The sequence below is a fragment of the Streptomyces sp. NPDC033221 genome (assembly GCF_055577005.1).
This window is the reverse complement of record NZ_JBVIQN010000013.1, coordinates 146,422-167,972: the sequence shown is the minus strand read 5'-3', so window position 1 is coordinate 167,972 and position 21,551 is coordinate 146,422. Positions and strand designations below refer to the sequence as shown.

Below are 21,551 nucleotides of genomic sequence, written 5' to 3'. Positions count from 1 at the left end.
GCGGTGCGGGAGCCGTACGGCCGGTGCGCCGTACGGGAAGGACCCTAACCGCCCCCACCCTCGTGGTCCAGACCAATCCGATTGACCCGTGCATTCCGGCCGCCGCGGTGGCCGGAAACCGCCGATGGGTGACCTCGGTGCCACCGGCCGGTCACGGAACGACCGTCACCGGCCAGCGCCCCGCCTTGACCAGCCGTACCGCCACTGACCCCATGATCCGGTGCCCCGCCGACTCCGAAGCCCCCACTACCACGGCGTCCGCCGTCAGCTCGTCGGCCATCTGCACCATGCCCGAGTACGGGTCGCCGCGCAGCGTGTGGAACTCCCAGCGCAGATCGTAGGTGCCCTGCACCCGCTCCGTCGCCGCGCGGATCTCCGCCATCAGCTCCTCGGCGACCTCGTTCGTCGCGTCCACGACCGGCGCCCCCATGGCCGCCCCCGCCGGCAGCACCGGCTGGACGTACACCAGGGCCAGCTTGGAACCCTGCCGGCGGGCCAGCCCCGCCGCGTAGGCGGCGGCGCGCCACGACGAGTCCGACCCGTCGACGCCGACCACGATGACCTTCGGGCCGTCCGTACCGCGCTCGAAGGGCGCGGGCGTGTTCTGCTCCACATGAGGAGGTTATCGGGCGCCTTACCTGTGCCTTACACAGGGCTGCGCGGGACCTGCGGGAGGCCCCGCGCCCCACCGGAGACGCGGCGCGGCCATGTCCCTCACGAACCCGCGCCGCCGCCGCGCCCCGGGAGCACCGGCCGCCACGGCGCGAAGGCACTCGCGTCGCGCGGCAGCATCGCGGCCAGCTCCGGGCAGTGCCGCAGGATGATCGAGTTCATCCCGCCGCGGGCGATCCAGTCCATGCCGAGCGGCGTGTACAGCTCCGGCCGGAAGTCGACGGTCAGGAACCGGTCGGACTGGATGCGGCGGGTCGCCATCAGGATGAAGACCCGGAAGGCGGTGTCGCTGAAGCCGAAGCCCTCCGGCGGGTTCTCGGCGAACAGCCCCACCATGGTGTCGACCTCGTCGACGTTCCGGTAGACCTCCCTGAGCTGCGCGACCGTCTCCGGATCGGAGCTGATGTCCTCGAAGCGGCGCACCCGCGGCTTGTGCAGACCCGCGCGGAAGTCGTTGTAGCGCGGCACCCCGCGCCGCCGGGTCCGTACGAGGTCGACCACCGACAGGTCGATGATCTCCCCGTCCCGCTCGAAGCGGGTCAGCGCCTGCGGGTAGTTGTGCAGGGTGATCGAGCCCGGGTGCGCGATGCCGAGGGAGTACAGCGTGTCGGTCAGGCCGGTCTTGCGGGCCAATCCCTCGGCCGCCGTGCCCTGGATGTCGTCGAACGTGACGGTCTCCGTACGCTGCCCGAAACGGTGCTCGCGCAGTTCGTAATCGTCCGGGATCAGCGGGTGCATCCGGTAGACGGTGACGAAGTCCTCGGTCAGCGAGTACGGCACCTTGTGGTGGTCCGGCAGGGTCTCCGGGATGCCGCGCAGGGCGTGCGACTCGACCAGCCAAAGCCCCAGCTTGCTCAGCCACTTGTCGGGCGGGCCCTGCCAGTTCGTCTTCAGGCCGACGTCGATGGCCTCGGTGGCCAGGATCGCAGGGGTCCACTCCACCGTGTGGATCTTCGCGATGAGTGCGGAGACGATCAGCCGGGCGGTGTGGTAAATGCGGTCCTGGCTCATGGTGGGGTACTCGGCGTGCAGCGCGTCGCACAGCGCGTTGTGCTCCCGCGCGAAGAGCGTGTGCATCACGCTCAGGCCCAGCCACCAGTTCTCGCTGAAGCCGGTGAGCGGGATGCCGCCGGCGCCGACCGGCAGGTGTCCGTCCTCCAGCCGCAGCTTGGCGCCGTCCGGCTCGCGCAGCGAGCGCGCGGTGGCCTCGTCGCCGCCGTACACCTCCGAGCCGTCCCACCACGGCGAGGTGGTGTTGGTGAACAGCAGCGGCGGCTCGCCCGGCCGCTCCACGCCCACGTTCTCGGCGAACCGCATCACGTCCTCGGGCGGCCCGCCGGGCGTGTTGGTCCAGGCGCTGCCGGGCGGCATCGGGATCTCCACCGCCCGCTCACCGGGCTTGTACCGCCGGTGGTTGACCCAGTCGTGCACCTGGAACTGGATCCACACCGCGGCCAGGATGTTCAGCGAGGGCGCCGGACGGAACGACGTACGGTGCAGCAACTGGCGCGCCGTGGTGACCGGGTTGGGGACGATGTCCAGGTCGGGCCGGTACACCGGCCGCAGATTGCGGCCGAAGGTGGAGCCGATCGCGCCCATCCGGGGCTCCGACAGGTCGGTGGACGAACCGTCGTACGTACGGGCCGTCCGCGCGCCCTCGTCCACCGTCTCCGGCACGGGCACGGCCTGCGGCGGCGCCTCCGGGACCTCGGTGTCGATGAGGTTGAACCGGCGCAGTGCCTGCCGCAGCGCCACCAGGTTGAGCAGGCTCAGGTTCAGCGGCAGCCGGTGCCACGGCACGTACCGGTTGACGGCCCGGAAGGCGGCCCGCACGGGCACGCCGACGACGGTGTTGCGCAGCGGCTCCTCCGTACGGAACCGGGTGCCGAGCCGGTGACCGGCGCTCGCCCGGTACGCGGCCTTGCGGGCCCGGTTCAGGTTGCCCAGCGGACGGAACTCGTCCGTGGTGTGCCAGGGATTGAAGGCCAGCGCCTCCACCCGCCGGGCCGCGGAGCGGGCCTCCGCCGCGGTGACGTCCTGCCGCGGAATGGTCAGCCGACCGACCGGGACGACCGGCGCGTCCGTCTCCCGCCACTGCGCCGCCCCGTCCTCGATGGGCGTGCGCTCCTCGCTCACGTACCGCTGCACGCACAGCTCGAACTCCACGTCGCCCAGCGCCAGCCGTCCCGCCAGCTCATGGCGCAGATGGTCGGGGTCGTGCCGGTCCGGCCGCGGCGCGGGGGTGCCGCCCGGCGCGGGCCGCAGCTGGTAGCGGACCGGGCCCGCGTCGCCCCACATCACCGCGCCCCGGCTCCAGTACGTCTCGCGCGCCAGCGACCCGACCACGTGCCGGGTGGCGGCCTGCACGTTGCGCCGCATCCGCGCCGCCGTGCCCCAGCCCACCGCCAGCGGCAGCTTCACCAGCAGCCCGAACGCCTTCTGCAAGGTGCTGTCGGCCCCGGCCATCGCCCTGGCGAACGCCACGAACTCCCGCGCGTCGCGCGCGTGCGACACCGGGAAGTTGGTCGCGAGCAGATCGTGCGTCTCCTCGGCCGATACGTCCACCCGTACGGCGATTCCGCGCAGATCGGGCGAGATGTCCGGCTGGGCCGTCCCGCTCGCGTTCGACAGCCGCACCACCGCGGGGTACTGCGCGCCCGGCTGCACGAACCCGGACGCCAGCGCGGCGGGCAGCTCCTCGCCGAACCGCAGCCGGGCGTTCTCCACCCCCAGCACCGCCTTGGCGTGGAAGGCCCGCTCGACACCGTGCGCCCCGCTGCTCTTGCGGTTCGCGAGCTGCACCCGCATCAGCTGCCGCGCCAGCTCCTCGAAGACCACCCGCTCCGCTTCCGGGCTGCCGCCTTCGTACCTCTCGTACTGCGTGTGACTCACGGTGTCGGCCATGGCAGGACACCCTCCGTACGGAAGAAGGGCGCCCGACGCTACTCGTCTCCCGTGCGGCCGGACAGGGTGTGTTTCGGGCGGATTCAGGGATCTTTGCGGAGCTCGCACTCGGCGGCGGAGGCCGTCCCGGACGCCCCGCCCTGGGGGCTCCTCGGCCCCTCGGAACCCGGTGCCGCGCCGACCGCCGGCGCCGGCGGCCAGACCCCCGGCGCCAGTACGCCCAGTACGTACGCCTTGGCCACCAGAGCGGCGCGGCCCTGCACACGCCACCGGCGGGAGAGGCGGGTGAGGTGATAGTTGACACCGTCGACGGTGAGGCCGAGGTGGCTGCCGATGGCGGCGGTGGTGGCACCGGACGCGGCCAGCGCGAGGATCCGCGTCTCGACGGGGCTGGCCGCGTCACGCGCCAAGAGCGGCGCGGCCGGCGCGTCCTCGTGCACCCGGAGCAGGGCCAGCAGGGCGGGCGGGTTCACCGACGGGTCGCCGACCGGATCGACCGTCAATTCGCCTTCCCGCTCGGCGCCGTCCGCGCCGACCCGCCAGCGCACCCCGACCGGGTACCGGGACCTGCGGCCCAGGCGCAGCGCGTCGACCAGCCGGTCTATCTGCGCCTGCGAACGGGGTCGGAAGAGGTCCAGCAGATTGCGGCCGCGCAGCTGCCCGGGCGCCGCGCCCCACTCGGCGGCCATCGCGGGATTCGCGATCAGCACCTCGCCGTGGGCCTTGCACACGGCGATCGGCACGGGGATGCGGTCCAGCAGGATCAGGAAGTAGTTGCGCCACGGGCCCGCCTCGTACGGGCCCGCCGGGCCGTCCGCCGTCGCCTCGTCCATTGCTCCTTCTCCGGTCCGGCCGCAAGAGCGGACAGCGAAAAACCACTGCACAATCATGCAGTTACCCGGCGTCGCACGGTACACGGGGCGGGTCACGCTTGAGTCATGACCGACACGATCACGTTCGAAGCAGCCGACGCGGCCGAGCACCTTCCCGAGGAGGTGCCGGTCGTCGACCTGTCGGCCACCGGACTCACCTCGACCCCCCTCCAGCAGGCCATGGGGCTGGCCCGCGAGCACGGTCCGGTGTACCGGCGGCGGCTGCACGGCCATGAGGCGATGTTCGTCTCCTCACTGGAGCTGGTCACCGAACTGGCCGACGAGGAACGCTTCGCCAAGGGCGTCTCGGTCGCCCTGGAGAACGTCCGCGAGTTCGCCGGCGACGGCCTGTTCACCGCGTACAACGAGGAACCGAACTGGGCCAAGGCCCACGACATCCTGATGCCGGCCTTCGCACTCGGCTCGATGCGCACCTACCACCCCGCGATGCTCAAGGTGGCCCGCCGGGTGCTCGGCAGCTGGGACCGGCGCGCCGCCGACGGGACGCCGGTGGACGTCCCCGACGACATGACCCGGATGACGCTGGACACCATCGGCCTGGCGGGCTTCGGCTTCGACTTCGAGTCGTTCTCCCGCGACACGCCGCACCCCTTCGTCGAGGCGATGGTGCGCTGCCTGGAATGGAGCATGAAGCGCCTCGGCCGCAAACCGGGTGGTGACTACAGCGAACAGGACGCCGCCTTCCGGGCCGACTCCGACTACCTCGCCTCCGTCGTGGACGAGGTCATCGCCTCCCGTACGGGCGAAGGCGGCGAAGCGGCCGGCACCTCCGACGACCTGCTCGGCCTGATGCTCGGCGCCACCCACCCCGCCGACGGCACCACGCTCGACCTCGCCAACATCCGCAACCAGGTCATCACCTTCCTCATCGCCGGCCACGAGACGACCTCCGGCGCGCTCTCCTTCGCCCTCCACCACCTGCTCAAGGACCCGGCCGCGCTGCGCCTGGCCCAGCGCGAGGCGGACGAGCTGTGGGGCGACGCGACCGACCCCGACCCGTCCTTCGAGGACATCGGGCGGCTGCCCTTCACCCGGCAGGTCCTCAACGAGGCGCTGCGGCTGTGGCCCACCGCCGCCGCCTTCAGCCGCCAGGCCCGTACCGACACCCTGCTCGGCGGCCGCTACCCGGTGAAGGCGGGCCAGCTCGTCACCGTCCTCACCCCGATGCTGCACCGCGACCCGGCCTGGGGCGACAACCCGGAACTTTTCGACCCGACCCGGTTCGCGCCGGAGGCCGAGGCGGCCCGCTCCCCGCACGCGTACAAGCCCTTCGGTACGGGCGAACGTGCCTGCATCGGGCGGCAGTTCGCGCTCCACGAGGCGACGATGCTGCTCGCCATGCTGGTGCACCGCTACCGCCTGATCGACCACAGCGATTACCAGCTGAAGATCAAGGAAAGCCTCACCCTCAAGCCGGACGGCTTCACCCTCACCCTCGGCAGGCGCACTCCCGCCGACCGCGCAGCCGTGCGCGCCGCGCTGTCGGTCCTGCCCGGCGGGACGGCGGAGCGGGACGGCACGGACACCGCAGCGGACGACGGCCTGCCCACCCGGGCCCGGCAGGACACCGCGCTGCTCCTCCTGCACGGCACCAACTACGGCACCTGCCGAGACTTTGCCGAACGCATCGCCGACGAGGCCACCGGCCTTGGCTTCAGCACCGAGGTCGCCCCGCTGGACGCCGCGGCCGGCGCCCTCCCCACGGACCGCCCGGTCGTGATCGTCACCGCCTCCTACAACGGCCGGCCCACCGACGACGCGGCGCACTTCATGGAGTGGCTGGAGAGCACACAGGCACAGGCCGAAGGCGTACCGTACGCCGTCCTCGGCGTCGGCGACCGCAACTGGGCCGCCACCTACCAGCGCGTACCGACCCTGCTCGACGAGCGGCTGGCGGCCCTGGGCGCCGACCGGCTGCTGCCGCGCGGCGAAGCCGACGCGTCGGGCGACCTGAACGGCGCGGTGAAGGCGTTCACGGCCGCGCTGCGGACCGAACTGCTGGTGCGCTACGGCGACCCGGCCAGCATCGGCGCGAGCACGTCGGCCGACGGTACGGACACCTCCTACACCATCCGCGAGGTCACCGGCGGCCCCCTGGATGGGCTCGCCACCCGCCACGGCCTCCAGCCGATGACCGTCACCGAGGCGTACGACCTCACCGCCCCCGGCCACCCCCGCGTCAAGCGCTTCCTGCGCCTCGCCCTCCCCGCCGGGGTCACCTACCGCACCGCCGACCACCTGGCCGTACTCCCCGCCAACGGAACGGCAGCCGTGGAGCGCGCGACACGAGTACTTGGCGTGGACCCCGACACCGTCCTCGACATCCGCGCCGGTGCGGGCCGTGCGGGCCGGGACTCCCTGCCGGTCGACCGTCCCCTCACCGTACGCAGTCTCCTCACCCACCACCTGGAACTGGGCGCCCGCCCCACACCGGACCAGCGCGCCACCCTCGCCGCCCACAACCCCTGCCCGCCCGAGCGCGCCGCCCTCGAAGCGCTCACCGACGACGACCCGCGCAGCGTCCTCGACCTCATCGAGGCGTACCCGGCCCTGCACGGCGCGTTGCCCTGGCCGCTCATCCTCGACCTGCTGCCGGCGATGCGCATCCGCCACTACTCCCTCTCCTCCTCACCCGCCGCAGACCCGCGCCACGCCGACCTGATGGTCTCGCTGCTCCCCGGTGGCACCGGCTCCGAGCACCTGCACACCCTGCGGCCCGGCGACACCGTCCTGGCCCGCGTCCAGCCCTGCCGGGAGGCCTTCCGCCTCGATCCGGCCGACCCGGCACCGGTCATCCTGATCGCGGCCGGCACCGGCCTGGCCCCCTTCCGCGGCGCCGTGGCCGACCGCGTGGCCGCCGCCCGCCAATCCCAACTGCCGCCAGCCCTCCTCTACTTCGGCTGCGACGCCCCCGAAGCCGACTACCTGCACGCCGACGAACTACGGGAGGCCGAAGCGGCCGGTGCGGTCTCCCTCCGCCCGGCCTTCAGCACCCGCCCCGAAAACGACTGCCGCTTCGTCCAGCACCGCATCACCGCCGAGGCGGAGGAAGCGGGCGCACTCCTGGACGCCGGAGCCCGGGTGTACGTCTGCGGCGACGGCAACCGCATGGCACCCGGCGTACGCGCCGCCTTCCGAGACCTGTACGCGGCCCGCACAGGCGCCACGGACGAAGAGGCCGAGGACTGGCTGCGCGACCTGACGGCGGCCGGGCGGTACGTCGAGGACGTGTACGTGACGGGCTGACCTCCCGCGCCCCCGGCGGGAGCCGGCCCCGCGTACGGGGTCTGGCTCCCGCCGCCGACCGGCGGCAAGGTGGACGGTGGCGGGGCGGACCTCCGCACCGCGGGCGGCGATTCACCTGGGGGAGCGCCATGACCAAAGCCCTGATCATCGGCGGTGGCATCGCGGGAGCGGTGACCGCGATGGCCCTGCGGCAGGCGGACATCGACGCGGAGGTCTTCGAGGCGTACCCGACCGGCGCCGACGATGCCGGCGCCTTCCTCGTCGTCTTCGCCAACGGCCTGGAGGCGCTGCGCGTCATCGGCGCCCACGGCCCGGTCCTGGCCAACTCCTTCCCCGCCGAACGGGTGGAGTTCCTCAGCGGTACGGGCAAGCGGCTCGGCGAACGTCCGCTGGCGGGCTCCGCGGGCGAGACGGGCATGGGCCCCCGTACGCTCACCCGCGCCACCCTCTACCGCGTACTGCACGACGAAGCGCACCGCCGCGACATAGCCGTCCGGCACGGCAAGCGGCTGGTCGCCGCCGAGACCGTCAGCGACCGGCGGGTGGTCGCCTCCTTCGCCGACGGCAGCCGCGCCGAGGGCGACCTGCTGATCGGTGCGGACGGCATCCACTCGGTGGTCCGCAAGATGATCGACCCGGCCGCGCCCCGCCCCCGCTACACCGGCCAGAACACCGTCTGCGGCTACACCCGCGACATCAAACCACCGTTCGCGCCCGAGACCTACACCATGATCCACGGCCGCCGGGCCTTCTTCGGCTGCACGGCCGCGCCGGACGGCGAGGTGTGGTGGTTCGCCAACGCACCCGGCCCCGAACGCTCCCGGCAGGACCTCGCCGCCGTCACCGCCGACCAATGGCGGCAGCGCGTCACCGCGCTCCTCGACGGCGACCGCACCCCCGCCGCCGACATCGTCCGAGCCACCGGCGACCACATCATCGGCTCCCACGCCCACGACCTCGCCGCCACCCCGCAGTGGTACTCCGACACCATGGTGATCATCGGCGACGCCGCACACGCCGCCGCCCCCAACGCCGCCCAGGGCGCCTCGATGGCCATCGAGGACAGCGTCGTACTCGCCAAGTGCCTACGCGACCAGCACGAGCCCCGCCGAGCCTTCGCCGCATACGAGGAACTGCGCCGTGCCCGCGTGGAACGGGTGGTCGCGCACAGCGCCCTCATGGCCCGCCGGGCGGCACCGGGGTTGCTGCGACGGGTGGTGCGCGACGTGATGCTGCCACGCAGCATCGCCCGCGGCGGCGACGGATCCGACGCGTGGCTGACCGGATACCGAATCGAGTGGTGAGGGCCCTGCCTGGGCCTCCGCAACCACTGGTGGCGTACGGCTGACCGCCCAGAAGCCCGCGCAACGCGCCTCCCGGGGATTCTAGGGAAAATCGGGTAACACCAGTCATACGGTCGTCCTCGGCTTCCGAATGAGTCGAGGTGGTGACCATGCACGATCAGAGCCCGCTGCGAGCCGAGACTTGGCCGATGTCCCGGACCTGCCCGTTCTCCCCGCCGCCGGACTACGCCGGCCTGCGCGAGCACCCCGGCCTGCCCAGGGTGACGGGCCCGAGCGGACGCACCGTGTTCGTTGCCGCACGCCATGAAGACGTCCGCGCTGTGCTCGGCGACGCCCGGTTCAGCTCCGACCGCTCGCACCCGGACTTCCCGTGGATGCGCGTCGGCGAGACCGTGTTCCCCGGCTTCAGGCCCTCGCTGATCGAGATGGACCCACCCGAGCACGGCCCCGCCCGTCGTGCGGTCGCCGGCGAGTTCGCCATCCACCGCATGCGGGAACTGCGCCCCAGGATCCAGTGCATCGTCGACGGTCTGCTCGACGATGTGCTGGCCGGCGCCGGGCCCGCCGACCTGGTGTCAGCGCTGGCCGTGCCGATGTCCGGTCTGGTGCTGTGTGAGCTGCTCGGCATCCCGGCCGGTGACCGCCAGGAGTTCACCACCAACACCTCGGTGCTGATAGCCCACGACTCCACTGACGCGGCGGATCGCGCCGAGGCCTTCCGCTCTCTGACCGCGTATTTCGACGCGCTGTGCGCCACCAAGATGACCGAGCGGCCCGAGGACCTGCTGGGCAGGCTGGCGGGCCACCAGCTCTTCAGCGGTGACGAGAGTCGCTGGGCCATGGTCGAACTGTGCGTACTCCTGGTCGTCGCGGGCCTGGAGACCACCGCCACGATGACCGCACTCGGCATCCTGGCTCTCCTCGAACACCCCGACCAGCTCGCCCTCCTCACCGCCGATCCGGGCCTGGCCCCGGGGGCGGTGGAGGAACTGCTGAGGTTCTTCTCCGTCGCCGAGCTGTCCCTGATCCGCCGCGCCACGGCGGACGTCGAGATCGGCGGGACCCTGGTGCGGACGGGTGAGGGCGTCGCCGCCCTGTCCGCCGCCGCCAACCGCGACTCCGCGGTGTTCGCCGACCCGGACACGTTCGATGTCACCAGGGACAACCGCAAGCAGCTGGCTTTCGGCTGGGGACCGCACCAGTGCCTCGGCAAGAATCTGGCCCGGCTGGAGCTGCGCATCGTCCTCGACACCCTGTTCCGGCGCATCCCGACTCTCCGCCTGGCCATGCCACGCGACGAACTGCGCTACGTCAACGACTCCGGGTTCTCGGTATCGGAACTCCCGGTCACTTGGTGACGGAGACAAAAAGAAGACAAAAAAGCGCCGACCGCCAGTCAGGCGTTTACCGGGCGGACAAATGGCTTGCGGGAGGATCACGCTGCACGCGGCCACTGCGGCAGCCTGCTCGTTCAGTTGAACTTGTGACCTGCGGCTTTGGCTGTTCTCTGCGGCTGGACCGGCGACCGCCAAGGGAGTTCCCGGCCCATTTTGACAACTGGCCAAAGCCCCTAGGGAAAGCCCCAGATTTTGGTCGGTTGAAGGTGTTGTGTGGAATGAGTCCGGGTGCTCATCATGTTGCTGCACCTCGATTTATCGGCGTTTGGTTAGATGGTCGCTGGTTCGGTCGATAATTTTGCGTCCATGGTAGCCGACAAAGTCCAAACTGCTCTGGGAGGGCACCGGATGCCGGGCGAACCGATTGCGATTGTGGGAATGGCGTGCCGCTATCCGGGCGGAATAACCACCCCGGAAGGGCTCTGGCAGGTGGCCAGGGACGGAACCGACGCGATCGGCGAGTTACCGGACGACCGGGGCTGGGACCTGGCGGCCCTCTACGATCCCGACCCGGACCGGCCCGGCACCTCCTACGCCCGGCACGGCGGCTTCCTCTACGACGCCGGCCATTTCGACGCCGAGTTCTTCGGGCTCTCCGCCCGCGAGGCGTTGACCACCGATCCGCAGCAGCGCCTCCTGCTCACCACGGTGTGGGAGGCCCTGGAGAACGCGGCCATCGATCCCACCTCGCTGCGGGGCAGCCGCACGGCCGTGTTCGCCGGCTCGATGATGCACGACTACGCGCCCCGGGTGCATACCGTCCCCGACGGGCTGGAGGGGTACCTGATCACCGGGAACACCTCCAGCGTGGTGTCCGGCCGAGTGGCCTACGTGCTCGGCCTCACCGGCCCCGCGGTCACGGTCGACACCGGCTGCTCTTCGTCGTTGGTGACCACTCATCTCGCGGTGCAGTCGCTGCGTCTCGGTGAGTGTGACCTGGCCCTGTCCGGCGGGGTGACGGTGATGGCGACCCCGGAGATGTTCGTGGAGTTCTCGCGGCTGCGGGGCCTCGCCCCGGACGGCCGGTGCAAGCCGTTCTCCGCCACGGCGGACGGTACGGCCTGGTCCGAGGGCGTCGGAATGCTGGTGCTGGAACGGCTCTCCGACGCCCTGCGCCACGGGCACACCGTGCACGCGCTGGTGCGCGGCACCGCGGTCAACTCGGACGGGGCCTCCAACGGGCTCTCCGCACCCAGCGGGCCGGCTCAGGAACGGGTGCTGCGGGCGGCGCTGGCCGACGCCGGACTGTCCGAGGCGGACGTCGACGCGGTGGAGGCGCACGGCACGGGTACCACGCTCGGCGACCCGATCGAGGCACGGGCGCTGCTGGCGGTGCACGGCCCGCAGCGGGCGCGCTCGCTGCTGGTGGGGTCGGTCAAGTCGAACATCGGGCACACGCAGGCCGCTGCCGGGGTGGCGGGCATCCTGAAGATGGTGCACGCCATGCGCGACGGCGTGCTGCCGCGCATCCTGCACCACACCGAGCCCAGCCCGCACGTGGACTGGGAGTCCGGCAGGGTCACCCCGCTCGCCGAGGACACGCCGTGGCCGGAGACCGGGCTCCCGCGCCGGGCCGGGGTGTCCTCGTTCGGCATCAGCGGCACCAATTCCCACGTGATCCTGGAACAGGCGCCGCAGCCCGCGCCCGCCGCCGCACCGCGACCGGCGTCCGCGGTGCCGCTGCTGCTGTCCGCACGGTCGGCGGAGGCGCTGCGGGAGCAGGCCGGCCGGCTGGCCGAGCGGCTCCGCCCGGACCGGGTCGGCCTGCTGGACGCCGGTTTCACGCTGGCGACCGGCCGGGCCGGGTTCGAGCACCGGGCCGCCGTCGTCGGCCGGGACCGGGACTCGTTGGTGCACGGGCTGGAAGCGCTCGCCGAGGGCGGTTCGGCACCGGGCACGGTCGTCGGGTCACCCTGCCGGGACACCGGCCCGGTGCTGTTGTTCCCCGGCCAGGGCACGCAGTGGACCGGGATGGCCACGGAACTGCGGGAGTCCAGCCCGGTCTTCGCCGGGCACATGGCGGCCTGTCAGGACGCGATGGCGCCGTACGTGGACTGGAACCTGGCCGACGTGCTCACCGACGCGGACGCGCTGCTCCGGGTGGACGTGGTGCAGCCCGCGCTGTGGGCGGTCATGGTGTCGCTGGCCGGACTCTGGCGGGCACACGGGGTGCGGCCGGCCGCGGTGGTGGGCCACTCCCAGGGCGAGATCGCGGCCGCGACCGTGGCCGGCGCGCTGTCCCTGGACGACGGGGCGCGGATCGTCACGCTGCGCAGCCGGGCGTTGCGGGCGCTCTCCGGTACGGGCCGGATGCTGTCGGTGGGGCTGCCGAGAGCGGCGGTCGAAGAGGCGATGGCCCGCTGGGGCGAGGATCTCTCGGTGGCCGCGGTCAACGGGCCGCGCGCGACGGTGGTCTCGGGCGCCGCCCAGGCGGTCGAGGAGTTCGCCGCCGTACTGGTCGCCGAGGGCAAACGGGCGAGGCTGCTGCCGGTGGACTACGCCTCGCATTCGGCGCAGGTCGAACTGCTGCGCGCGGAACTGCGCGAACTGCTGGCGCCGGTGACTCCGATGGCGGCCGAGGTGCCCTTCCACTCGACCGTGACCGGCGGTCCGGTGGACGCCACCGGGCTGGACGCGGGCTACTGGTACCGCAACCTGCGCGCCACGGTCGAGTTCGAGGCGACGGTGCGCGGGCTGGTCACCGCCGGGCACACCACGTTCCTGGAGGTGAGCCCGCATCCGGTGCTGGCCGGCGGCGTGCGGCAGATCCTCGGTAACCATCAGGGGGACCACGACGAGGGCGGCGTGGTGCTGGAGACCCTGAAACGGGACGAGGGTGGTGCCGACCGCTTCCTGCTGGCGGTGGCCGAGGCAGCCGTGCACGGTGTGGACGTGCACTGGAACGGGCTGTTCGACGGCGCCCGGAGGGTGGAACTGCCGACCTACCCGTTCCGCGAGCAGCGGTACTGGATGCTGCCCACCGCCGCTTCCGGGCCCGTCGCCGGGCATCCGATGCTGGACTCGGTGGTCCAGCTCGCCGGGGGTGGCCTGGTCGCCACCTGTCGGCTCTCTCTCGCCCGGCACCCCTGGCTGGCCGAGCACGAGGTGCGCGGCACCGTGCTGCTGCCCGGGGCCGCGTTCGTCGAACTGGCGCTGCACGCGGGGGAGCGGGCGGGGCTGCCGATGCTGGACGAGCTGGTGCTGGAGAGCCCGCTGGTGCTGCCCGAGCGGGGCGACATCGAGTTGCAGATCGCGATCGGCGAGACGGATCCGGGCACGCTGGCGATGTACGCCCGGTCCGCGCCGGACGCGCCGTGGGCCCGGTACGCGACGGGGACGCTCCGGGCCGCGGAGTCCGGTGGCGCGGCCCTGACGGAGTGGCCGCCGGCCGGTGCCGAGGAGATCGATCTCGACGGCGAGTACGCACAGCTCGACGAGCGAGGTTACGAGTACGGGCCGGCCTTCCAGGGGTTGCGGCGGGCCTGGCGGCTCGGGGCGGAGCGCTGGGCAGAGGTCGAGCTGCCGGTCGATCCCGGGCGGTTCGGCCTGCACCCGGCCCTGCTCGACGCCGCGTTGCACCCGCTGCTGCTGGATGCGGGGGACGCGCCGGTGAGGTTGCCGTTCTCCTGGAGCGGGGTCGCACTCCATGCGGTCGGGGCCACGGCATTGCGGGTGCGGCTGACACCGCAGGGCAACGACTCGTTCGCCGTGGCGCTCGCCGACGCAGCGGGGGAAGCGGTGGCCACGATCAGCGCGCTCGCGCTCCGGCCCGTGGGGCCTGTGGGGTCGGGTACGGCGGGCGTGGACCGGGCGCTGCACCGGCTGGACTGGGTGCCGGTTGCGCCGCGGCCCACCCCGGCCATCGTGGACGCGCCGGTCGTGGACGTGGCCGGTCCCGAGGAAGCACTGGCGCGGGTCCGCGAGTTCTTGGGCTCCGACGACGAGAAGGCGACGGGCGGGCCCCTGATCGTGCGGACCCGTGGTGCGGTCTCGATCGCCCCGGAGGACGACCAGGACCCCGACGCCGCGGCGGTCTGGGGCCTGGTCCGCACGGCCCGCACCGAACATCCCGGCCGGTTCGTGCTGGTCGACCTGGACCGCCCCGGCGACCCCGAGGACGACGGCTCCGCCCTGGAGCTGGCGTTGGGCACCGGTGAGCCGGAGATCGCCGTCCGGGACGGGCAGGCGTTCGCGCCGCGGCTGGCTCGGGTGATGCGGACGGGGGACCGGCCCGCCCTCGCCGGAGGCACGGTGTTGATCACCGGCGGGACCGGCGTACTCGGCCGGGAGCTGGCCCGGCACCTGGTCACCGAGCACGGGGTGCGGCACCTGGTGCTGGCGGGGCGGCGCGGCGGCGCGGCGGCGCTCGAATCCGGTCTGGAGGACCTGACCGGCACCGCCGAGATCACGGTCGTGGCATGCGACGTCGCCGACCGGGCCGCCCTCGCCGAGCTGCTCGCGGCGATCCCCGCGCAGCACCCGCTGACCGCGGTGATCCACGCCGCCGGGGTGCTGGACGACGGCACGGTGCGCTCCCTCACCGCCGAACGGCTGGACGCGGTGCTGCGACCGAAGGTCGAGGGTGCGCGCAACCTGCACGAACTGACCGAACACCTCGACCTGGCCGCGTTCGTACTGTTCTCCTCCGTGGCCGGTGTCCTCGGCACGCCGGGGCAGGCGAACTACGCGGCCGCCAACGCGTGGCTGGACGGGCTGGCGCAGCACCGCCGCTCGCGGGGACTGCCCGCTTCGTCGATGGCGTGGGGACTGTGGGCGCAGGACACCGGCATGACCGGGCGCCTGGACGACACCGACCGGGCCCGGCTGCGGCGGACCGGGCTCGTGCCGATGTCCCGCGAACACGGGCTCGCGCTGTTCGACGCGGCGCTGGGCACCGGCCTGGCGTGCACCGTACCCGCCCGCTTCGACCTGGCCAACGTGCGTGCGGCAGGCCCGGAGCGGGCTCCGGTGTGGGCCGGGCTGCTGGGCGTCCGGCGGAGCGCGGCCCGGCCGGCCGCCGTGGCCGAGGCGCCCGTGTTCGTCTCCGGCGGCGAGCGGTCGGTGCTCGGTCTCGTACTGGCCACGGTGGGCTCCGTGCTCGGCGTGGAGCGCCGGGTGGACCCGGCGCGGGCGTTCCGCGACATCGGCTTCGACTCGCTGTCCGGCGTGGAGCTGCGTAACCGGCTCACCGCCGCGACCGGGGTGCGGCTCCCCGCGACCGCGGTGTTCGACCACCCCACCCCCACGGCCCTGGCCGGGTACCTGTCCGGGCAACTCCCCGGCGCGGTACCCGGCGGCCGGACACCGGTCGCCGAGCCCGGCTCGCACGACAGGGACGACCCGGTGGTGCTGGTCGGCGCGAGCTGCCGCCTTCCCGGCGGGGTGTCCACCCCGGACGAGCTGTGGGAGCTGCTGGCCGCCGGGCGGGACGCGATCACCGAGTTCCCGGCAGACCGCGGCTGGAACCTGGACGAGGTCTACCACCCGGAGCCGGGCCGTGGCGGGCGCAGCTACGTACGGCACGGCGGCTTCCTGGACGGGATCGCCGAGTTCGACAACGGCTTCTTCGGCGTCGCCCCGGCCGAGGCGGTCTCGATGGACCCGCAGCAGCGCATCCTGCTGGAACTGGCCTGGCACGCGCTGGAAGACGCCGGGATCGACCCGACCGCGCTGCGGGGCACCCGCACCGGTGTCTACCTCGGGCTGATGGGCAACGACTATGCGCGCCGCGCGCACCGGACGCCCGAGGACCTCACCGGCGACGTTTCGATCGGCAACGCGGGCAGCGTCGCGTCGGGGCGGCTGGCCTACACGTTCGGCTTCCACGGCCCGGCGATCACGGTGGACACGGCGTGCTCCTCCGCCCTGGTGGCGATGCACCAGGCCGCGCAGGCGCTGCGGGCCGGTGAGTGCACGGTCGCGCTGGCGGGTGGCGTCACGGTGCTGACCACGCCGACGCTGTTCGTGGAGTTCTCCCAGGTGGGGGTGCTCTCCCCGGACGGCCGGTGCAAACCCTTCGACGCGGCCGCGGAGGGCACCGCGTGGAGCGAGGGCGCCGGCCTGCTGGTGATGGAGCGGCTCTCCACCGCGCGCGAACGGGGCCACCGGGTGCTCGCCGTGCTGCGCGGCTCGGCACTCAACTCCGACGGCGCGTCCAACGGGCTGACCGCGCCGAACGGATCGGCCCAGCAGCGGGTGATCCGGGACGCGCTGGTCGTCGCGGGCCTGGCGCCCGGCGAGGTGGACGCGGTGGAGGCGCACGGCACGGGCACCCCGCTCGGCGATCCGATCGAGGCCACCGCGCTGCTGGCGACGTACGGGCAGGACCGGGCCCGGCCCGTGCTGGTCGGGTCCGCGAAGTCCAACCTCGGGCACACCCAGGCCGCGGCGGGCTTGGCGGGTGTGCTCAAGATGGTGCTGGCCATGCGGCACGGCCGGCTGCCCCAGACGCTGCACTTGAATGCTCCGAGCCCGCACGTGAACTGGGACGACGGCGCGGTGCGGTTGCTGGACGAGCCGATGGACTGGCCGCGCGAGGGCCGTCCGCGCCGGGCGGCGGTGTCCTCGTTCAGCCTCAGCGGCACCAACGCGCACGTGATCCTGGAGGAACCCGAGCCCGAGCCCGCGCCGGAGCCGGCGACCGCCGCGGCTCCGCCGCTGATCCCGTGGGTGCTCTCCGCGGCCACCCCGGAGGCGTTGCCCGCGCAGGCCGAGGCCCTGCTCCGCCGACTGGCCGACGAGGACGGGAACGGCTCGCCGTCCGCGCTGGACGTGGCGTACTCGCTGGCCACCACGCGGGCCCGGCTGCGTGCCCGCACCGTCGTGCTCGGCACGGACACCGGCGAGCTGACCGCCGCGCTGCGGGCCGGGACCGGCAGTACCGGAGTGGCGGCCGACGGCGCGACCGCGTTCCTGTTCCCCGGCCAGGGCGTGCAGTACGCGGGCATGGCCACGTCGCTCCGGGACCGGGTACCGGTGTTCGCGGCGGCCCTCCGGGAGATCGCCGCCGAGCTGGACCCGCTGCTGGACCGGCCGCTCGCCGAGATCCTCCGGGACGGACCCGGTGAACGCACCGACCATGCGCAGGCCGCGGTGTTCGCGGTGCAGGTGGCGGTGTTCCGGCTGCTCACCACGGTGGGGGTGCGGCCGGACGCGGTGGCCGGGCACTCGGTCGGCGAACTCGCCGCGGCGCACGCAGCGGGAGTGTTCTCGCTGGCCGACGCCTGCGCACTGGTGGCCGCGCGCGGGCGGCTGATGCGCGAACTCGGTGGCGAGGGCGCCATGGTGGCCGTCCAGGTACCGGAAGCCGACGTGCCGGAACTGCTGCGCGGCCGCGAGGACCGGGTGGCGCTGGCCGCGGTGAACGGGCCTGCCTCGGTGGTGCTCGCCGGGGATGCGGACGCGGTGCGGGAGATCTCGCAGCGGGTGGCCCACGCGCACCGCCTGGCGGTGCGGCACGCGTTCCACTCCCACCACATGGACCCGGTTCTGGACCCCTTCCGGGAGGTGCTGGCCAAACTGGACTTCCGGACACCGGAGATTCCGGTCGTGTCCTCGGTGACCGGCGCACGGGTCACCGAAGAGCTTCGTGACCCGGAGTACTGGGTCCGGCATGCGCGGGAACCGGTGCGCTTCCACGACTGCCTGCGCGCTCTGGACGCGGCGGGCACCAACACCTACCTGGAGCTGGGACCGGGCGCGACGCTCAGCGCGCTCGGCCAGGAGGCGCTGGGCGGGGACGGTTTCCTGCCGGTGCTACGGCAGGACGCCGACGAGGTGCACGGCCTGCTGACGGCGTTGGCGACCGCGTACACCCGGGGGATCGACGTGGACTGGGCGGCCTGGTGCGCGGGCGGGCGGGCGGTGCCACTGCCCGGCTACGCGTTCACCCGGCAGCGGTTCTGGCTGCCCGACGACGACGGGGCCCCCGCCGACCCTCTGCTGCACGGTGTCGAGTGGCCACCGCTGCCCGCCCCCGGCCCGGTCGCCGACGCGCCGGGGCCGTGGCTGGTGGTGGCCCCGCCGGGCGCGGACTGGGACCGGCTCACCGAGGACGTGGCGGGTGTGCTGGGCGAAGGGACCCGCACCGTGCGCGGCGACGCCGTGGACGGCGAGTACTGGGACCGGCTGCTGCCCGACCTGCCGGGCGGCGGCATCGTGTCCCTCCTGGCGATGGCCGAGGGCCCGGACACGCCGCGGGTGCCGACCGGCCTGGCCGCCACCCTGGCGCTGCTGCGGGCGCTGCTGTCCAGAGGCGCGGATACGCCCCTGTGGTCGATCACCAGCGGCGCCGTGCGGGCCGACCCGGCGGACACCGTGCCGAATCCGGAGCAGGCCGCCGTGTGCGGGCTGGTCCGGGTCGCGGGCATGGAAGCGCCCCGGCTGCACGGCGGCCTGGTGGACCTGCCGCCGCGACCGGCCATGGAGGACCTGGCCGCGCTGCCCGCCGCGCTGGCTGCCAGAGACGAGATCGCGATCCGGGACGGGCGGCTGTACGCCAGGCGACTGGTCCCGGTGCCCCGCGCCGAACCCGCCACGACGGAGCCCATCGGCACCGTACTGATCACCGGTGGGCTGGGCGGCATCGGCGCGCACGTCGCCCGCCGGCTGGCGGCCCGGGGCGCGGACCGCCTGCTGCTGGTCGGCCGCCGGGGCGTGGACACCCCCGGCGCGACGGAACTGCGCGCCGAACTCACCGCGCTGGGTACCGAGGTCGAGATCGCCGGCTGCGACGTGGCGGACCGCGAGGCGCTGGCCGGGCTGCTCGCCGGGCGGTCGCTCACCGGTGTGGTGCACGCCGCCGGGGTGCTCGACGACGGGGTGCTGGAGGCGCTGTCCGAGGACCGGCTGGCGCGGGTGTTCGCGGCGAAGGCGGACGGCGCGCGGTTCCTGCACGAGCTGACCGCCGGCCATCCGCTGCGCTTCTTCGTGCTGTGCTCCTCGCTGGCCGGCACCGCGGGCTCGCCGGGACAGGGCAACTACGCCGCGGCCAACGCCGTCGTGGAAGCGCTGGCAGCTCATCGACAGGCCGGCGGCCTGCCCGCGACGAGCCTGGCTTGGGGCCCCTGGCTGGACACCGGGATGACCACGTCCTGGCCCGTCGACTCGCGGTCGGACAGCGGCGCCACGCCGATGCCCGCCGACCGGGCGCTGGACGCGCTGGAGCGGGCCCTGTCCGGCGGGGCGGCGCAGTACGCGGTCGGTGCCGTGGACTGGCCGCGGTTCGCCGCCGTACGGCCAGGGCGCCTGTGCTCCGGACTGCCGGGTGTGGGCGCGGACACCGGGCCCGAACCCGCGAGCGCGTTGCGGGAACGGCTGGCGGCCACCGCGCCGCAGCGGCGGTCGTCGGTGCTGCTGGAGCTGGTCACCGCCCGGGTCGCCGTAGTTTCGGGCCGGCCGGCCGGGGACTTGGACGCGCACCGGCCGTTCCGGGAGCTGGGCCTGGACTCGCTGGCCGGGGTCCGGCTGCGCAACCTGCTCGGCGCGGACACCGGAGTGCCGCTGGCGGCCTCCGCGGTCTACGACCATCCCACCGCCGCCGCGCTGGCCCGGTACCTCGGCGACGCGCTCGGTGTCGACGAGGGCGACCCGGCCGAGCGGGTCGTGCTGGACCGCCTGAGGGAGCTGGAGGCGGCCCTGCTCCGGCGGCCTCCGTCCGTGCCCGTCCCCGAGGAGATCACGACGACACTGCGGCGACTGCTGCGCAGCCAGGAAGACGGCACCGCCGATGAGCAGGCCGCGGTGCCCGACCTGAGCGCGGCCACGGACGACGAGATGTTCACGCTGATCGACGGAGTGCTCGACGACGCGAAATCGGACACGGGCCGCACTGCCGGCCGTGCCACGGAGAGGAGCTAGCCCATGTCAGCGCCAAGCCGCTTACCGACCACCGTGCCGGACAACCCGCTGCACGCCCTGCTCGACCGGGAGGTGCTCGCGAACCCCTATCCGTTGTTCGAGCGGTGGCGAGAGCAAGGCCCGATGTGGACGTCGGACGGATCCCTGCTGCTGAGCGACCACGCCGACTGTATGGCGGTGCTCAAGAGCCACCCGACCATGGGCAGTGACACGTTCAACGCGCCGGGGATGCGGGAACTCTTCGGCGACCGCGGTGACGAGCCGGTGCTCAACTCGATCTTCTTCATGGACGATCCCGGACACGGGCGGCAGCGGAACCTGGTCAGCAAGGCATTCACGCCACGGATCACCGCGCGTTTCGAGCCGTGGATCCGCGAGATCGTGGACGAACTGCTCCGCGACTGCCTGGCCGACGGCGAGTTCGACGGCGTGCAGGACCTGGCCGCGGTGCTCTCGCTGCGGGTCATCGCGACTCTCCTGGGCATCCCGGGCGAGGACATCCCGATGCTGCGGGAGTGGTCCAGCGACATGGCGCTGTCCACGGAGCTGCCCACGCTGGTGGCCAGCTTCCACTCCGCCGCGATGTTCGACCGCGAGGAACTCGTCCGCATCATCCGCACCACCACCGAACTGCACGGCTACTTCGCGGACCTCATCCACAAGCGCCGCCGCAACCCCGGTGAGGACCTCATCTCCAGCCTGCTCTCCACACAGGAGAACGGGCGCGGGCTGAGCCGACGCGAGGTGACGAACGTCGTGGTGACCGTGTTCACCGCGGCCCACGAGTCCACCACGAACCTGATCACCAACGGCCTGCTCGCGATGTCGCGCCACCCGGAGCAGTTCCAGCTGCTCCGGCAGGACCCGGCGATCGTCGGCGACGTGGTCAGCGAGGCGCTGCGCCACGACTGCCCGATCATGCTGACCGGCCGTGTCGCGCTGCGGTCCGACCGGATCAACGGCCTCGACATCCCCGAGGGCTCGGTGGTCACCCTGGTCCTCGCGTCCGGCAACCGGGACGAGCGGGTGCACCCGGAGGCGGATCGGTTCATCGCGGACCGGAAGCCGGCCGTGATGAACCTCGCCTTCGGTGCCGGCGCGCACTTCTGCCTCGGCAGCAGTCTGGCCCGGCTGGAGGCGGAGATCGTGTTCGGTGAACTGGCTCGCCGCCTGCGCGGCTTCCACGTGCACGAGGACTCACTGAGCTATCGCAGGCACGTGGTCGTCCGCGGCCTCGACACCGAACGGATCACTTTCCAACTCTGACCGGCCGTCCG

General features: G+C 73.2%; 7 protein-coding genes and 1 pseudogene. 5 read left to right on the top strand and 3 right to left on the bottom strand.

Annotation, left to right across the window (positions count from 1 at the left end):
• Positions 1-151 precede the first annotated feature (151 nt).
• From ACZ53K_RS19410 to ACZ53K_RS19400, 3 genes are all read right to left on the bottom strand, one after another.
• A complete protein-coding gene (locus ACZ53K_RS19410) occupies positions 152-613 on the bottom strand; it encodes a universal stress protein (protein WP_468837830.1) in 462 nt (153 codons plus the stop codon).
• 101 nt (positions 614-714) lie between these two features.
• Positions 715-3,576, bottom strand: coding sequence for a peroxidase family protein (locus ACZ53K_RS19405; RefSeq protein ID WP_468837827.1), 2,862 nt, complete (start codon positions 3,574-3,576; stop codon positions 715-717).
• A gap of 83 nt (positions 3,577-3,659) precedes the next feature.
• Positions 3,660-4,409, bottom strand: coding sequence for a helix-turn-helix transcriptional regulator (locus ACZ53K_RS19400; protein ID WP_468837824.1), 750 nt, complete (start codon positions 4,407-4,409; stop codon positions 3,660-3,662).
• A gap of 105 nt (positions 4,410-4,514) precedes the next feature.
• Between ACZ53K_RS19400 and ACZ53K_RS19395 the strand changes: the two genes are divergently transcribed.
• The 5 genes and pseudogenes from ACZ53K_RS19395 (at position 4,515) to ACZ53K_RS19375 (ending at position 21,540) form a co-directional block, all read left to right on the top strand.
• Positions 4,515-7,715, top strand: coding sequence for a cytochrome P450 (locus ACZ53K_RS19395; RefSeq protein ID WP_468837821.1), 3,201 nt, complete (start codon positions 4,515-4,517; stop codon positions 7,713-7,715).
• Positions 7,716-7,843: 128 nt separating this feature from the next.
• Entirely contained in the window at positions 7,844-9,019 is a 1,176-nt protein-coding gene (locus ACZ53K_RS19390) for an FAD-dependent monooxygenase (RefSeq protein ID WP_468837818.1), read from the top strand.
• 149 nt (positions 9,020-9,168) lie between these two features.
• Complete coding sequence (locus ACZ53K_RS19385; RefSeq protein ID WP_468837816.1) at positions 9,169-10,377, top strand: cytochrome P450; 1,209 nt, start codon at positions 9,169-9,171, stop codon at positions 10,375-10,377.
• A gap of 396 nt (positions 10,378-10,773) precedes the next feature.
• A pseudogene (locus ACZ53K_RS19380) lies at positions 10,774-20,274 on the top strand (SDR family NAD(P)-dependent oxidoreductase); the annotation flags it as partial.
• Between the two features lie 3 nt (positions 20,275-20,277).
• Positions 20,278-21,540, top strand: a complete 1,263-nt coding sequence (locus tag ACZ53K_RS19375) for a cytochrome P450 (protein WP_468837814.1) — start codon at positions 20,278-20,280, stop codon at positions 21,538-21,540.
• The last annotated feature ends 11 nt before the right edge of the window (positions 21,541-21,551 follow it).

Bases quoted from the DNA above. Each gene is read 5' to 3' on its own strand.
- ACZ53K_RS19375 (WP_468837814.1), top strand. From the start codon at position 20,278: ATGTCAGCGCCAAGCCGCTTACCGACCACCGTGCCGGACAACCCGCTG.
- ACZ53K_RS19400 (WP_468837824.1), bottom strand. From the start codon at position 4,409: ATGGACGAGGCGACGGCGGACGGCCCGGCGGGCCCGTACGAGGCGGGC.
- ACZ53K_RS19385 (WP_468837816.1), top strand. From the start codon at position 9,169: ATGCACGATCAGAGCCCGCTGCGAGCCGAGACTTGGCCGATGTCCCGG.
- ACZ53K_RS19395 (WP_468837821.1), top strand. From the start codon at position 4,515: ATGACCGACACGATCACGTTCGAAGCAGCCGACGCGGCCGAGCACCTT.
- ACZ53K_RS19405 (WP_468837827.1), bottom strand. From the start codon at position 3,576: ATGGCCGACACCGTGAGTCACACGCAGTACGAGAGGTACGAAGGCGGC.
- ACZ53K_RS19390 (WP_468837818.1), top strand. From the start codon at position 7,844: ATGACCAAAGCCCTGATCATCGGCGGTGGCATCGCGGGAGCGGTGACC.